The sequence below is a fragment of the Dankookia sp. GCM10030260 genome, assembly GCF_042666655.1.
Classification (GTDB): domain Bacteria; phylum Pseudomonadota; class Alphaproteobacteria; order Acetobacterales; family Acetobacteraceae; genus Paracraurococcus.
Genome location: NZ_JBHTDE010000022.1, coordinates 1 through 13,301, shown reverse-complemented (window position 1 = coordinate 13,301; position 13,301 = coordinate 1). Strand labels below are relative to the sequence as shown.

Genomic DNA, 13,301 nt, shown 5'->3' with positions numbered 1-13,301 from the left:
CTCAGTCCTCCAGCACGGCGCGCAGCGCCCGGCCGACGCGCTCGGGGCCGGGGAAGTAGTCCCATTCCTGCGCGTGGGGATACGGCGTGTCGTAGCCGGTGACCCGCAGGATCGGCGCCTCCAGGTGGTGAAAGCAGCGTTCCTGCACCTGCGCCGACAACTCGGCGCCGAAGCCCGAGGTCCGCGTCGCCTCATGCAGGATCACGCAACGGCCGGTCTTGCGTACCGAGCGCTCGATCGCCTCGACATCGAGTGGCACCAGGGTGCGCAGGTCAATGATCTCGGCATCGACGCCGGTCTCCGCCACGGCCGCCTCCGCCACATGCACCATGGTGCCATAGGCGAGCACCGTCACCGCGCTCCCCACGCGCCGCAGCGCGGCTTGGCCGAGCGGGACGGTGTAGTGGCCGTCCGGCGTCTCGCCGAGCAGATGCCGCGCCCAAGGCACCACCGGCTGGTCGTGGTGGCCGTCGAAGGGGCCGTTGTAGATCCGCTTGGGCTCGAGGAAGATGACGGGGTCGTCGTCCTCGATCGCCGCGATCAGCAGCCCCTTGGCGTCGTACGGGTTGGAGGGAATGACGGTCTTCAGCCCACAGACATGGGTGAAGAGCGCCTCGGGGCTCTGGCTATGCGTTTGCCCGCCGAATATGCCGCCGCCGCATGGCATCCGCACCACCATCGGCGCGGTGAACTCGCCGGCCGAGCGGTAGCGCAGCCGCGCGGCCTCGGAGACGATCTGGTCGTAGCCAGGATACATGTAGTCGGCGAACTGGATCTCGGCGACCGGGCGCAGCCCGTATGCGCCCATGCCGACGGCGACGCCGATAATGCCGCCCTCCGAGATCGGCGCGTCGAAGCAGCGCGACGCCCCGTACTTGCGCTGCAGCCCCTCCGTTGCGCGGAAGACGCCGCCGAAATAGCCGACATCCTCGCCGAAGACGACGACGCGGCCATCACGTTCCATCATCACGTCGAGCGCGTCGCGGATCGCTTCCACCATGGTCCGGCGCGGCATCACTCAGATCCCCAATTCCTGGCGCTGCTCGCGCAGGTGGCGCGGCATCTCCTTGTAGACACCCTCGAACATGGTGGCGGCGCTAGGCTTCGGTCCGTCATGCAAGGTGCCGTGGCGCTCCGCCTCGCGCGCGGCGTCCAACACCTCTTCCTCGATCTCGGCGCGGAGCTGGGTCTGCCGCTCCTCGCTCCAGTCGCCGCCGGCGATCAGGTGGTTCTTCAGCCGCTCGATCGGGTCGCCGAGCGGCCAGGCGTCGGACTCCGCCTTCGGTCGGTAACGCGACGGGTCGTCCGAGCTGGAATGCGCGCCGGCGCGATAGGTCACCCATTCAATCAGCGTGGCGCCGAGGTTGCGCCGCGCCCGCTCCACCGCCCAGGCGGTCGCCGCATGCACCGCCAGGTAGTCATTGCCGTCGACCCGCAGCGAGGGGATGCCGTAGCCATGCGCACGCGCCGCGAAGGGCGCGTTCTCCCCGCCCGCCACGCCCTGGAAGGAGGAGATGGCCCACTGGTTGTTCACCACATTCAGGATCACCGGCGGCCGGTAGACCGAGGCGAAGACCAGCGCCGCGTGGAAGTCGCTCTCGGCGGTCGAGCCCTCGCCGATCCAGGCGGCGGCGACGCGGGTGTCGCCACTGATCGCCGAGGCCATGGCCCAGCCCACCGCCTGCACGTATTGCGTGGCGAGGTTGCCAGAAATGGAGAAGAAACCAGCGTTCTTCACCGAATAGAGCACCGGCAATTGCCGCCCCAGCAGGCGGTCCCGCTCGTTCGAGAAAACTTGGCACATCAGGTCAACCAACGGCCAATCTTGCGCGATCAGCAAGCCCTGCTGGCGGTAGGTCGGGAAATTCATGTCGCCTCGTTCCAAAGCGGTCTGGAAGCCGCAGGCGACCGCCTCCTCCCCAGTGCAGGGCATGTAGAAGGAGGTCTTGCCCTGGCGCTGCGCCATCATCATCCGCGCGTCGTAGGCGCGCGTCTTCAACATGGCGCGCAGCCCCGCCTTCAGCGCCGCGGCATCGAGCCCAGGCGCCCATGGGCCGACTGCCTCGCCTTGCCGGTCGAGCACGCGGATAATAGAATAAGCGAGATCGTGGATTTGGTGCGCCGAAACATCGATCGGCGGCCGGCGGACCGCGCCGGCCCGTGGGATGGATAAATGGTGGAAGTCGGGCTTGTCGCCTGGCCGCACCGCGGGTTCCGGAACATGCAGCGACAGAGGCTTGTGCTCGCTCATCGCATGCTCCCGTCTCGGCGCTTTGAAAACGCCAATTGCCAAGCCCCACCAGCCTGCAACGACGGAAAGTGGGCTGGACCGTTTTGAGTTCCCTACCAGCAAGCGGCATTGGTACGTGGTGCGACGCATCGGCTTCTTGCTACAAAGGCCTGGGCGCACTGGTCCGCTTCTAACGCGGAGGCGCCGACGAGCCGGCCGAGCGCGCACTGCGGCGGCAGGAGATGGAAGTCCAGCAGCTGTCCCTGGCGCTTGGCGAGGCGGCTGCCGATGGCGTGGCGTTCCGGCTGGCGATCGAGACCGGCGAGGCTGGCCGCGTCGAGCGGGTTGTCTTCCTCGCCTTGCGAGGCGAGGACCGTGTCGAGTGCTTCTGGCCCGTGCCGCTGGAGCCGCTAGCCGAGGTCGCCGCCGGCGCGGCGGCGCAGCTGCGCCTGATCGCCGATGAGGGCCATGCCGGGCATGGCAGGGCCGCCAGGCGGTCGACACCCCTGCCCGCCCCCTTGCCTCGCCAGAAGGCTTCCGGCAGCCCACAACACCCACAGGCCACGCTGCTGTAGCCGAGCCCCGGTATCGTATGTCCATGCACCTCGCCTGCCTGAACCCCGCACAGCGCGCCGCCGCGACGACGCCGGCCCCCCTGTTGGTGCTGGCCGGCGCCGGCTCCGGCAAGACCGAGACGCTGATCCGCCGGGTGGCGGACCTCATTGTTTCGGGCGAGGCGCCCGGCCGGCTGCTCTGCATCACCTTCACCGCCAAGGCGGCCGGCGAGATGCGCGGCAGGCTCGCGGTCCTGCTCGGCCCGGAGCAGACGCCGCGCTGGGTCGGAACCTTCCACGCCGTCATGGCCCGGCTGCTGATCGAGGACGGCGCCGGCGTGCCGGGGCTGCCGCGCGGCTTTGCCATCCTCGGCCAGGGCGACGCCAGGGCGCTGCTGATGCAGGCCAGCGGGACCCAGGACGCAAAGGCGGCCAGCCTGCTGCAGGAGGCGGTGTCGCTGCTGAAGAACGGCCTGGCGACCGAACCCCGCCGGCTGCCCCGGTCCTCGGCACTGGCCCGGTTCGAGCCGGAGGTCCTGGCGCAGGCAGCGGCCGTGCTGCCGGCCTACCAGGCGGCCCTGGCGCAGCGCCAGGCACTCGACTTCGACGATCTGATCGCCACGCCGGTCGCGGCCATGCAGGCCGATCCGGCGCTGGCCGCCCATTGGTCGTCGCGCTGGGCCGAGATCCTGGTCGACGAGTACCAGGACACCAACCATGCCCAGCACGCGCTGGTCCGGCTGCTGGCCGGCAAGTCCGGCCGGGTCTTCGCGGTCGGCGACGACCTGCAGGCGATCTATGGCTGGCGGGGCGCCGATGTCGCCCATATCCGCCGCTTCCAGAAGGATTACCGGGCGGCGCCTGCGCCGCTCAAGCTGGAGACCAACTACCGCTCGACCCCCACCATCCTGCGGGCCGCCAACGCCATCGCCGCCGAAGACCCGGAGGCGCTGCCGAAGATCCTGCGCCCGGCAGACCCGAAGGCCTCACCCGGGCCTTTGATCACCATCCGGGAGGCGCCCACCCCGGAGGATGACGGCCGCGGCGCGCTGGCCTGGCTGCGGGCGCTGCGGCGCCGGCAGCCGGCGCTGCCCTGGCGGGAATGCGCGGTGCTGGTGCGGGCCGGCTTCGTGGCAGAGCCGATCCTCGCAGCCCTGCGCCAGGCCGACATCCCGGTGCGGCTGGTGACGGACCGGGAGCCGGAGCCGCCGAAGGAGGTCCTGGCCGCCGTTGCCTGGCTGCGCCTGGCGATGAGTCGGACGGGCAAGGCCTGGGATTCCGCCGCCGATGATGCCTTTCGCCGGGCCTGCGCCTTCCCGGTGCGCGGCATCGGGGGGGCGCTGTTCGGCCGGTTGCGCGAGCACGCCGCCGAGCGGGGCCTTGCCCTGGCGGCCGCCGTGGCAACCCTGCCCGCCACGGCGCAGGAGCGGCAGGGTCTCGAGGCCGTGCTGGGCGTGGCAGGCGAGATCGCCAACGGCGTCGCCCGGCGGAGGCTGGGTCCGGCCGACGCGCTGCGGCTGGCCGCCGAAGCCAGCGAGCTCGCCGAGCGGTTAAGCCAGGACGGCAAGCTCGGCAATGAGTGGGCGGCCGTGCTGCGGGCGGCCGAGCAGGCCGGCAGCGTGGCGGCCTACTGCGACAGCGCGGCGCTCGGCACCACGCTGGGCGAGGCCGAGGCGCTGGATGCGGTGCAGGTCATGACGCTGCACCGGGCCAAGGGCCTGGAGTTCGACCACGTGCTGCTGGCGGGGCTCGAGGAAGGTGTCTGGCCGAACTGGCAGGCCGAGCAGCAGGGCGCGATCGCCGAGGAGCGCCGGCTATTCTACGTGGGCGTGACCCGCGCCCGGCACTCGCTGCAGCTGAGCTGGGTGCGCCACCGCCGCGACTGGGCCGGCAAGCCATCGCGCTTTTTGGCGGAAATTCCGAAGAATTTGATCGAGGGCGCGGAGGCACAGCACTCAACCAATCATGGCAGTTCGGGGAGGGCCCCTGCCCGCCCTGACCGGTCGGTCAAGCCGCCGACCCAAGCTGAGACGGACCGGCTGGTGGCGGAGTACACGGCCCGCAAGGTGACCAAGGCTGTGCGGTGACGCCTGTCCTACCTTGAACGGACAATGCCGAATGATTCAGGGCAGCGATATGCTTGATGGTGCCGAATGTGAACGCGATCGCTTTGCCCCGGACCTCCGGCTTCCGGTGACCCAAGCGCCTCGAGATGCCCCTTCTCTTCAATCAGATCCCGCATAGATCGCATTCGCATATAGCGTTTTCGACGAGGCCGGTCCCACCCGTCCGTCACAGCGCCAACCCGCAAAGGCCCGTCCGATTCGGACGCGAAGGGGCGGGGACTTTTCCAGGGATTGTCCCCAGGCCGAGCGGGGACTATTGCAGGAGGGGCGGGGACTTTTCCAGGGAGAGCCCGAGAGGGGGTCTATAACGGAATCAACGGCTTGTCGAGTTATCCCGGGGACTTTGCCCAGCTACTTCAAGTAGTCTTTTTCAATTAGCCTTTTCAAATAGCTTCCCCTGGAAAAGTCCCCGGCGACAAGTCAGCGGGAACCGCTCAAGGTCCGTGCTCATGGGAATGGTGCACGACATCATCGAGGCCGGAGGCAAAGAAGCCGCGCTGCGCGCCGACATCGAGCGTGCGGTGGTCGAGGCTGCGTCCCTCTACATGGCCGACGAGAGCGTTGGCATGGGTTTTCTCTATTCAGGCTGGTGCCAAGCCGCCCTGCCCCACCGGAGACTACCAGACGAAGCGCCCTGGCAGATCGTTAGCGATCATATCACCCTCGCGGTCGAGCCTGGCCGCCGACCCGATGCAGGCGGCAAGCTAGTATCAGTTGGTGTGCCATATGGCAGCCGCGCACGGCTCATCATGCTGTATCTGCAATCAGAAGCACTTCGCACAGGCTCGCGCGACGTACTGTTGGGCCGCAGCCTGCGGGATTGGCTGGGGCGCATGGGGATCAGCACCGGCGGAAAGTCGCAGAAGGATGTCCGCGAGCAAGCAGAGCGAATCGCTCGCTGCCGCTTCACCTTCCACGTGAATACCGGCAACCGGGTCGGTCTGGTGAACCAGAACGTGGTCGATAGTGCCATGTTCGTGCCATCCGAGAACCCAGCCCATAGCGCCCTGTTCGTGGAGGTAGCGCGGCTATCGGAAGTCTTCTTCGACCAGCTCCGCAAGCATCCGGTACCGGTAGAGGAAGGTGCGATCCGAGCCATCAGCAACAATTCGGTCGCCCTCGATCTTTATGCGTGGCTGGCCTATCGCCTCCATGCCCTGCCAAAATCCACGCCTGTCTCCTGGGCAGCCCTCAAGGGGCAATTCGGTGCTGGCTGCGCCCGCATGGACAACTTCAAGCCCACCTTCCTCGCCAACCTAAAACTCGCCTTGGCAGTCTACCGCCACGCAAAGGTCGACATAGACGAGCGTGGCTTGATCCTGCATCCATCTCGGCCGCCGGTCGCACCGCGTGCGATGTCCCCTGGCAAAGTCCTCACCCCTGCTAAAGTCCCCGCCCCTGGCAAAGTCCCCACTCAGTCGATGCAGCGGACGTTGATTTAGGACTCTCGTATAGTCGAGGTGGATCCTCGGATCTCGGCTGGCCGGAAAATTCATGGTGGTCCGGGTGCTGGCGGTCGAAGTACCACGGCAGATTACTTGGCAGCCTTGGGTTGACGCATGACGTCGTAGCCGAGCGCGCTGAGGCGATGGACGAGGCGCATAGCGGTCCGGTGCTTGTCGATGCGATCAAGATAATCGCCTCCGAGTTCGAAGGTGACGCCGCGTTGAAGCATGTGGAAGGCCGCGACCAAGATCTTGTGGCCGCCTTCTTCGTTCCTATGCGGGCCTTCAGGCGATGGAACTTGTCGCGGAGATAGGCACCTTTGGCCTGCGACGCCGAGATCGCCGCGGTCACCAGCATGGCCTTACAAGCGCGCCCAACCGGGTCTGGCGATCCGATCTGATATACATCTGGACCCCCGAGGGCGGGCTGTACTTAGCCGTGATGCTCGGCCTATCCTTTCGAATCTGCATTGAGCAGGTGATTGAGCACGATGGACCGGAGCTTGCTCGTCACACCGAATGCCGGTTCCATGTGGGCGGCATCCACTCCGCTCATCCCGCTAGCTCAACCTCAAGCCGCGCGATCTCCTGCTCCAACCTGGCGCGTTCCTTCTTGAGACGTGCCAACCGTTCCCGGATGCCGGAAGTGCTCTCCCCTGCCCTTCTTCGCCGCCATTCGATCAGCTCTGCCCGCTTCAGTTCAGGCCGGATCAGGCCTTCGTTTTCCGCTGCTTCGAGGATTGGCGGCTCTAGTGTGGAGAGCAGGTAGATCGTCGAATACGAACCGGGTAGACGCTCCATCGGGACTGCTCCGCCCATTGCCCACCGTGCGGCTTCGCGTAGCTGATAGGCGGTGCGGCTAGAGAACGGTAGCTCCGCCTCGACCGCCGCCACGTATTCACCGTGCGGCAGCGTGTCCTTTGCTCGGATTAGCAGGCGGCCAATCTCAAGAAACGCGCCCTGCGCCCGGCTCCAGAGCCGCGAAATCTCGGAGACGTAGTCCTGCGGAAGCCGCGGCTCCGATCTGACTGTCTGCAGTGCCTGAACCCGGGCGTCGCCTTCGATCAAGACAGGCGGGGGCGCTGCGTCTAGTTTAAGCCGCCGCGACATGCTTCTTCCCCTTCTTCACGTCACGCCCCCAGACTTTGCCTCGCACGAAACTCCACACCGCCTGCATCTCGTCAGCACCGGCATGTCCCGGCACGTCGACCAGCCCCAGCCCCTTGGCCCCGGCCCGGGCGTAATCCGTCCGGTCTGCCACCTCGACCGGGCATAGCTCCCCAGCATCGAGCAGGAAGGCCTTCACCGCGTTGACGTTCACGCGCGGCTTAACGAAATTGAGTACCGCCACAGCAGGCCGTCCTTCTTCCCGCAAGTGCTTGAGAAACGGCGCTACGGATTCAGCGTCATCAAACGTGGCGCGGGTCGGTACGACGATCAGATCTGCCTTGGCCAGCAGCGCTTGAAACGCGGCGGGTTGCGTCTCGATGGATGGCGGCGTGTCAATGAAGAGCGCGTCGTAGCCTTCCATTTCTGCGTCATCAAGCAGGGCGTCCGCTTGCGACCAGGCGACCTTGAAATGAGGGATCGCCGGCATGGTCTTCGGCCTGCGCCGCGACCATATGGTCAGCGTGGCTTGTGGGTCCAGATCGGCGGTAACCGTCTTCAGGCCGCTATGGGCCGCGGCGGCTGCAAGGTTGCGGCACAGCGTCGTTTTGCCGACGCCCCCCTTCCCGGCTGCGAGTAAGATGCGCTTCATGCCGTCCCCCAACGACTGTTGCGGCCGATCTCTAGCCGTCGCAGGCTCGCCTGCGCAACTGCCACGAAAGACTGACCGGTTAAACCTTCCCTCAGTAGACGGCGAAGATATGGGTAACGCGCAGCTCTGAGACCATTGGGCCTCGCCGCAGCAAGCCCGGGTTGCCGGCGCGTCAGGCGGCGGGAAAGAGTTCCGAGGTGAACTGAGAGAAGATCAGCACGCGCCGCCCTTCGTCGAGCAGGACGCCAAGCAGGTCCAGCAGCCGCGGGTCGCAGCAGACCTGGCGCAGCTTCAGCTGCGCATCCAGAATGATGATGCCAGAGCGCGCCAAGCCCTTCTGGGCAACCGCCTGCTGGACCCTGGCACGCATCGCCAGCGGGATAGCCTCGTAGACCCCGGGCCTGGCACCGCCATTGGAACACCAGGCTGCGGTAGATGCCATGTCGGGCCGCCACCTCTGCCACCTGCACGCCGGGCGCATCGCGTTCAGCCAGGATGCGGAGCTTATCCGCCACGCTCCACCGCCGCCGCCGCTCACGCCCAGTGATGATCTCGACCGTCCCGCTGCCCATGACCTTAAAGCCGACCTTACGCCCGACGTTAAGGCCGCCAGCCTCAACGCACGTCAGTGGCCAGGGAAGGCGGCGCAAGCTGGACGCTTACGGCCAATGAGTGAAACCGAGATTTGGCGGCTGTAGGGGGCATCCGGCAGTCTTCCATGACACGCGCTCTTGGCGCTTCTCGCGTCAGCAGGCTCCTGCTGAGGTCTTCTCCAGCGTGCCTATGGCAGCTCTGCGGCTACCTCGCCCGTGTGCTCGCCAAGTCGAGGCGGCGGGCGGTCGTTGCTGGGTGGCGTCCGCGACATGCGAATCGGGTTTGCGATCACCCGGACCACTTGCCCATCCGAGCGCACCACCTCCCGCACCAATCCGCGCGCGATGACCTGCGGGTCGGCGAAGACCTGGGCAAGGGTGTTGATCGGGCTGGCCGGCACACCGGCGGCATCGAACAATGCCTGACATTCCGCCAGGGTCCGGTCGCGCAAGGCTTGGCCGATCAGCAGCGCCAGAGCATCGGCATGCTGGAGGCGGTCGGCATTCCGCGCGAACCGGGCATCCGCCGCCAGGTCCGACATCCCGAGCGCTGCGCAGAAGCTGCGGAATTGCCCGTCGTTGCCGACGATGATCATCAGATCGCCGTCTGCGCAGCGGAAGCTATCGCTCGGATAGACCGTCGCCAAGCGGTTGCCGGCGCGGGGTGGCACCCGGCCGGTGGCGAGATAGCCGAGGCCGAGATTGGTCAGGCCGGCCACCTGCACGTCGAGCAGCGACATATCGATATGCTGTCCGAGGCCGGAGCGCTCGCGCTCCCGGAGCGCCGCCAGGATGGCGACATCGGCATAGAGCGCGGTCATCTGGTCGGCGACGGCGATGCCGGCCTTGCGCGGCCCACCGCCGGGCGCATCGTCGGGGTTGCCGGTGACGCTCATCAGCCCGCCCATGCCCTGGACGATGGTGTCGTAGCCCGGCCGCGGCGCGTAGGGGCCGGTCTGCCCGAAGCCGGTGATGGAGCAGTAGACCAGGCGCGGGTTCGCCGCCGACAGCGTTGGATAATCCAGGCCGTACTTCGCCAGGGTCCCGACCTTGTAGTTCTCAATCAGCACGTCCGAGGTGGCGACGAGACGCGCCACCAGCGCCTGCCCCTCAAGGCTTGCGATATCGGCCACCACCGAACGCTTGCCGCGGTTACATGTCCAGAAATAGACCGAATCATCGAGTGGCGTGGCCGGTGGATCGGTGACGAAGGGCGGCGCCCATTCGCGGGTGTCGTCGCCGCGTCCTGGCCGCTCCACCTTGATCACGTCGGCACCGAGGTCGGCCAGGACCTGCCCGGCCAGCGGCCCGGCCATGACCCGGGACATATCAAGCACGCGGAGCCCGTCGAGGGCGCCGGGGCCGGCTTGCGTCGTCATCGCCGCTAGCGCCCGGTCCAGCGGGGCTTTCGCTTCTCGGCGAAGGCGGCCAGGCCTTCGCGGCAATCCTCGGTGCCGAAGACGGTGGAAACCAGGTCCACGGCGGACTCTGCCCCCTCGTGGTAGCCAGCGGCGGCGGCGCGTAGGAAGGCCGCCTTGCCGAGCCGCATCAGCGCCGGCGACTTGGCGGCGAAGGTCGCGGCAGTGCGGCGCGCCTCAGCCATCAACTCGGCCTCCGGCACATGGCGGCTGACCAGGCCCAGCGACATTGCCTCGACCACATCAAAGCTGCGGCCGGTGAACAGCAGGTCGAAGGCGCGGTGCCGGCCGACGATGCGCGGCAGGTGGTGGAAATGTATTGCCGGCAGCAGGCCGACATCGACCTCCGGATAGCCGAAGCTGGCATGGTCGGCGGCGAGGATCATGTCGCAGGTGATGGCGATCGACATGCCGGCGCCGCGGGCCGCGCCGCCGATGGCGGCAATTGAAGGCTTGCCGAGGGCGGACTGGGCCTCGCTGATCCGAACATAAATCTTGCCGACGACGCGGTGCGCATCCGCCGGCGTGCCGCGCAGGAAGGCAGGCAGGTCGAGCCCGGCGCAGAAGCGGCCGGGGATGGCACTGGACAGGATGACGGCGCGCACCGCGGGGTCGCGGCGCGCCCGGCCCAGCGCCTCGATCAGGGCATCCATGAAGGCTTCGGTGATGGCGTTCACCGGGGCATTGTTGAACAGAATCTCAGCGACCCCGTCCCGCACTTCGTAGTCGATCACCTTGGCCTCTCCTCCTGGTCTTGCCGGCCAATTTAGCCGGGCTGGGGACAGCTAGGCGAGGCGGTCGCCGCCGGCTTGACGGCACCTTGCCGGCACTGGCCGAATACGGCGACGTCCGGCCAGGCAGTCCGGGCTATGGGAGGACGGGAACGTGCGGGAACGCCAAGTCCTGGCAAAGGCTGCCGTAGGCTGCACCCTCGGGCGCCGCTCCATGCTCACGCTACCGGCGCTGCTGCTGCCGTCCGCCGCCAGCCACGCCCAGGACGGCGGCGCGCGGCCGGTCACGCTGGTCGTTCCGTTCCCGGCTGGCTCGGTCACCGACAACGTCACTCGTGCCGTCGCGCAGCAGCTGCAGGAGAGCCTCGGCCAGCCGGTGGTGGTGGATAACCGGCCGGGCGCGCAGGGCACGCTCGCCGCCGCGCATGTCGCCCGCAGCCAACCCGACGGGGCCACGCTGCTGATGGGCTCCTCGGTCATGTTCGTTGCCCGCAGCCTGATCCGCAGCTTGTCCTACGATCCGGTCGGCAGCTTCCAGCCGGTGTCGGGCATCGGCTCGACCTCGATGATTCTCATGGTCCCCGCAGCCTCGCCTGTCCGGTCGCTGGCCGACCTGCAGGTACGGGCGCGGCAGGCGGCACCACCGGTTACCGTCGGCTTCGGTTCGCCCAGCGGCCAGGTGGCTTTGGCGCTCTTCGCCACGGCGAGCGGCACGCAGCCGGTCGGCGTCAGCTACCGCGGCATTCCCCAGGCCATGACCGACCTGGTCGGCGGCCATATCGAGGCCGCGGTGGTGGACCTCGGCACCGGCCTCGCGCAGCGGCGCTCGGGTCAGGTGCGGGCGCTGGCGATCTCCGCCGCGGCGCGCAGCCCGCTGGCGCCCGAGGTGCCGACGCTGCAGGAGAGCTTCCCGCACGCGGAGGGCGCGCTCGAGACGATCATCGCCGTACTCGGCCCGGCGGGGATGCCGGCGGCGACCGTCGCGCGGTTGGATGAGGCGATCCGCGCTGCCCTGACCCGGCCGGCATTGCAGGAGCGCTTCTCAGCGCTGTCCACCGCTGTCCTACCGCTGACGGCGAGCGCGCTGGCAGCGCGCATCCGAGCCGATAATGCACGATGGGAGGCGCTGATCCGGCAGGCCGGAATCGAGCCGGAGTGACTGCGCAACAGCAGCCTACGCGTTCTCCGGGCTTCTCCGTCGCAAGTTCCGTCCTGACCAGCGAGCTTTCCGTGCGGGTCGACCGCGCAAGGGCGATGGCGATTGCCGTGATGAGGCGGTAGGGCAGGGGGCATGCGTGACCCCACCCGGCAGGCCGAGCGGCTGATGGCCATCCGCCTGCGATACACGATCAACACCCACCTGGAGGACCAGGGGATTACCGCGCCGTCGACGATCGGCGCCGCCGCCGGCCTACCCGCGGCCGAGGCCGTAAGCCTGCTGACCCGCCGGCAGTGGCGCGCCGGCGACATTGCCGCGCTGAAGGCGGTGGCCGATCGGCTCGGGCTGCAGGTGGTGCCGCCGGACACAAGCCTCCTGTGGGGGTAGAACGGGCCCGGTTAGAGGGACCGACGGCGCCGTCGGGCGTGTGTGGGCCGCGGCGAAGCGCTTGCCCCGGCCGGATCCGTCAGCTGCTCCTGCCAGCGCGGCTTCGCGTCTCAACCTGGATCAGCGCCCTTCCTGGCCGAACCTCTGACACGCGCTCTCCGCGCTTCGCGTGTTTATCGCGGCTTGCCACAATCGCGGTTGGCCGTGGGTTTCCCGCACGCCGGCACGATCTCGCGCCGCGCTGCGGCCAGCCTCAGACCGTCACGTCCTACCTGATGCGCACTAGCAGCCAGTGTCGGCACCTGCCGCCGCTTATCACTCGGGATAACCCGCAGGCTCCCTCGGCTCCGGCTGGTTGAACAGGATGAAGGCCAGGGGGTTGCCCGGCTCCGACATGGCGTCGCTGCGCAGCCCCGTGATTTCCCCGGCCACGCCACTCGCATATTCTGCGACTATCTCACCGAAGCTATTGCGCTGAATCGCGACCTTCTGCCCCACCTCAACCCGGTCATTGAGCTTAACGAGGAACTCCACGATCCCACCAGCGGTTGCCAGGATCGGAAAGGCGGAGTTGCCGATATAAACGCGCACGTCTTTGGCCGTGCGTCCCATCGGTCCGGCCAGGATGCCGTGATGCTTGAGGACATTCATCGTGCCTTCCACGAACAGCGCGATCATCTCTGGATCGAGGGCCCGCGCTGCGCCGATCTCTGGCGTGAAGGATGGGATGCCAGCCTCCATGAAGGCGTTGTGCAGCACACCCGGATAGACTGGATTGTCAAAGATCTGGCCGACGGGATACAGCTCCAGCATGGTCCGGACGGCCGGTACGCCCATTTCCCCGATATTGAATGCCGTGACCTCGAAGCCGGTCGTTCCCGTGTGGAAGTCGATCGCGT

Annotated in this window: 14 protein-coding genes and 1 pseudogene; 5 read left to right on the top strand and 10 right to left on the bottom strand. The window is 67.6% G+C overall.

Translation table 11 applies throughout. From position 1 onward, the window contains the following. Window position 1 precedes the first annotated feature (1 nt). Together ACFQS7_RS27920 and ACFQS7_RS27915 are read right to left on the bottom strand one after the other, a co-directional pair. Entirely contained in the window at window positions 2-1,015 is a 1,014-nt protein-coding gene (locus ACFQS7_RS27920; RefSeq protein WP_380070435.1) for an alpha-ketoacid dehydrogenase subunit beta, read from the bottom strand. Between the two features lie 3 nt (window positions 1,016-1,018). Beyond that, window positions 1,019-2,251, bottom strand: a complete 1,233-nt coding sequence (locus ACFQS7_RS27915) for a 3-methyl-2-oxobutanoate dehydrogenase (2-methylpropanoyl-transferring) subunit alpha (RefSeq protein ID WP_380070434.1) — start codon at window positions 2,249-2,251, stop codon at window positions 1,019-1,021. 221 nt (window positions 2,252-2,472) lie between these two features. On the opposite strand from ACFQS7_RS27915, the gene ACFQS7_RS27910 reads away from it, so the two are divergent. From ACFQS7_RS27910 to ACFQS7_RS27900, 3 genes are all read left to right on the top strand, one after another. Continuing rightward, window positions 2,473-2,805, top strand: a complete 333-nt coding sequence (locus ACFQS7_RS27910; RefSeq protein ID WP_380070433.1) for a hypothetical protein — start codon at window positions 2,473-2,475, stop codon at window positions 2,803-2,805. A 23-nt stretch (window positions 2,806-2,828) separates the two neighbouring features. Continuing rightward, on the top strand, window positions 2,829-4,871 hold the full coding sequence (locus ACFQS7_RS27905) for an ATP-dependent helicase (protein WP_380070432.1): 2,043 nt from the start codon (window positions 2,829-2,831) through the stop codon (window positions 4,869-4,871). 494 nt (window positions 4,872-5,365) lie between these two features. Next, window positions 5,366-6,352 (top strand): replication protein RepA, encoded by a 987-nt coding sequence (locus tag ACFQS7_RS27900; protein WP_380070431.1) that lies wholly within the window; start codon window positions 5,366-5,368, stop codon window positions 6,350-6,352. A 92-nt stretch (window positions 6,353-6,444) separates the two neighbouring features. Here ACFQS7_RS27900 and ACFQS7_RS27895 read toward each other — a convergent pair whose 3' ends face one another. From ACFQS7_RS27895 to ACFQS7_RS27865, 7 genes and pseudogenes are all read right to left on the bottom strand, one after another. Continuing rightward, complete coding sequence (locus ACFQS7_RS27895; RefSeq protein ID WP_380070430.1) at window positions 6,445-6,603, bottom strand: hypothetical protein; 159 nt, start codon at window positions 6,601-6,603, stop codon at window positions 6,445-6,447. Between the two features lie 304 nt (window positions 6,604-6,907). Continuing rightward, window positions 6,908-7,423 (bottom strand): DUF3102 domain-containing protein, encoded by a 516-nt coding sequence (locus tag ACFQS7_RS27890; protein WP_380070429.1) that lies wholly within the window; start codon window positions 7,421-7,423, stop codon window positions 6,908-6,910. A gap of 25 nt (window positions 7,424-7,448) precedes the next feature. Then, entirely contained in the window at window positions 7,449-8,114 is a 666-nt protein-coding gene (locus ACFQS7_RS27885) for a ParA family protein (protein WP_380070428.1), read from the bottom strand. A 172-nt stretch (window positions 8,115-8,286) separates the two neighbouring features. After that, the gene (locus ACFQS7_RS27880) at window positions 8,287-8,556 is read right to left on the bottom strand and encodes a hypothetical protein (RefSeq protein ID WP_380070452.1); all 270 of its coding nucleotides are present in this window, start codon (window positions 8,554-8,556) and stop codon (window positions 8,287-8,289) included. A gap of 10 nt (window positions 8,557-8,566) precedes the next feature. Next, window positions 8,567-8,686, bottom strand: a pseudogene (locus ACFQS7_RS27875) (hypothetical protein); the annotation flags it as partial. 209 nt (window positions 8,687-8,895) lie between these two features. Further along, on the bottom strand, window positions 8,896-10,086 hold the full coding sequence (locus tag ACFQS7_RS27870) for a CaiB/BaiF CoA transferase family protein (RefSeq protein WP_380070427.1): 1,191 nt from the start codon (window positions 10,084-10,086) through the stop codon (window positions 8,896-8,898). 5 nt (window positions 10,087-10,091) lie between these two features. Next, the gene (locus tag ACFQS7_RS27865; protein WP_380070426.1) at window positions 10,092-10,859 is read right to left on the bottom strand and encodes an enoyl-CoA hydratase/isomerase family protein; all 768 of its coding nucleotides are present in this window, start codon (window positions 10,857-10,859) and stop codon (window positions 10,092-10,094) included. A gap of 211 nt (window positions 10,860-11,070) precedes the next feature. On the opposite strand from ACFQS7_RS27865, the gene ACFQS7_RS27860 reads away from it, so the two are divergent. Together ACFQS7_RS27860 and ACFQS7_RS27855 are read left to right on the top strand one after the other, a co-directional pair. Further along, a complete protein-coding gene (locus tag ACFQS7_RS27860; protein ID WP_380070425.1) occupies window positions 11,071-12,015 on the top strand; it encodes a Bug family tripartite tricarboxylate transporter substrate binding protein in 945 nt (314 codons plus the stop codon). A gap of 132 nt (window positions 12,016-12,147) precedes the next feature. Continuing rightward, window positions 12,148-12,402: a hypothetical protein gene (locus ACFQS7_RS27855; protein ID WP_380070424.1), complete on the top strand. Its 255-nt coding sequence runs from the start codon at window positions 12,148-12,150 to the stop codon at window positions 12,400-12,402. A 315-nt stretch (window positions 12,403-12,717) separates the two neighbouring features. Here the strand turns inward: ACFQS7_RS27855 and ACFQS7_RS27850 are convergent. Beyond that, window positions 12,718-13,301 (bottom strand): succinylglutamate desuccinylase/aspartoacylase family protein (locus ACFQS7_RS27850; RefSeq protein WP_380070423.1); only part of this gene is annotated, 584 nt, incomplete at its 5' end.

Coding starts and splice junctions, on each gene's coding strand:
- ACFQS7_RS27920 (WP_380070435.1), bottom strand. CDS start 1,015: ATGCCGCGCCGGACCATGGTGGAAGCGATCCGCGACGCGCTCGACGTG.
- ACFQS7_RS27900 (WP_380070431.1), top strand. CDS start 5,366: ATGGTGCACGACATCATCGAGGCCGGAGGCAAAGAAGCCGCGCTGCGC.
- ACFQS7_RS27855 (WP_380070424.1), top strand. CDS start 12,148: ATGCGTGACCCCACCCGGCAGGCCGAGCGGCTGATGGCCATCCGCCTG.
- ACFQS7_RS27860 (WP_380070425.1), top strand. CDS start 11,071: ATGCTCACGCTACCGGCGCTGCTGCTGCCGTCCGCCGCCAGCCACGCC.
- ACFQS7_RS27915 (WP_380070434.1), bottom strand. CDS start 2,251: ATGAGCGAGCACAAGCCTCTGTCGCTGCATGTTCCGGAACCCGCGGTG.
- ACFQS7_RS27905 (WP_380070432.1), top strand. CDS start 2,829: ATGCACCTCGCCTGCCTGAACCCCGCACAGCGCGCCGCCGCGACGACG.
- ACFQS7_RS27880 (WP_380070452.1), bottom strand. CDS start 8,556: ATGGCATCTACCGCAGCCTGGTGTTCCAATGGCGGTGCCAGGCCCGGG.
- ACFQS7_RS27885 (WP_380070428.1), bottom strand. CDS start 8,114: ATGAAGCGCATCTTACTCGCAGCCGGGAAGGGGGGCGTCGGCAAAACG.
- ACFQS7_RS27910 (WP_380070433.1), top strand. CDS start 2,473: ATGGAAGTCCAGCAGCTGTCCCTGGCGCTTGGCGAGGCGGCTGCCGAT.
- ACFQS7_RS27870 (WP_380070427.1), bottom strand. CDS start 10,086: ATGACGACGCAAGCCGGCCCCGGCGCCCTCGACGGGCTCCGCGTGCTT.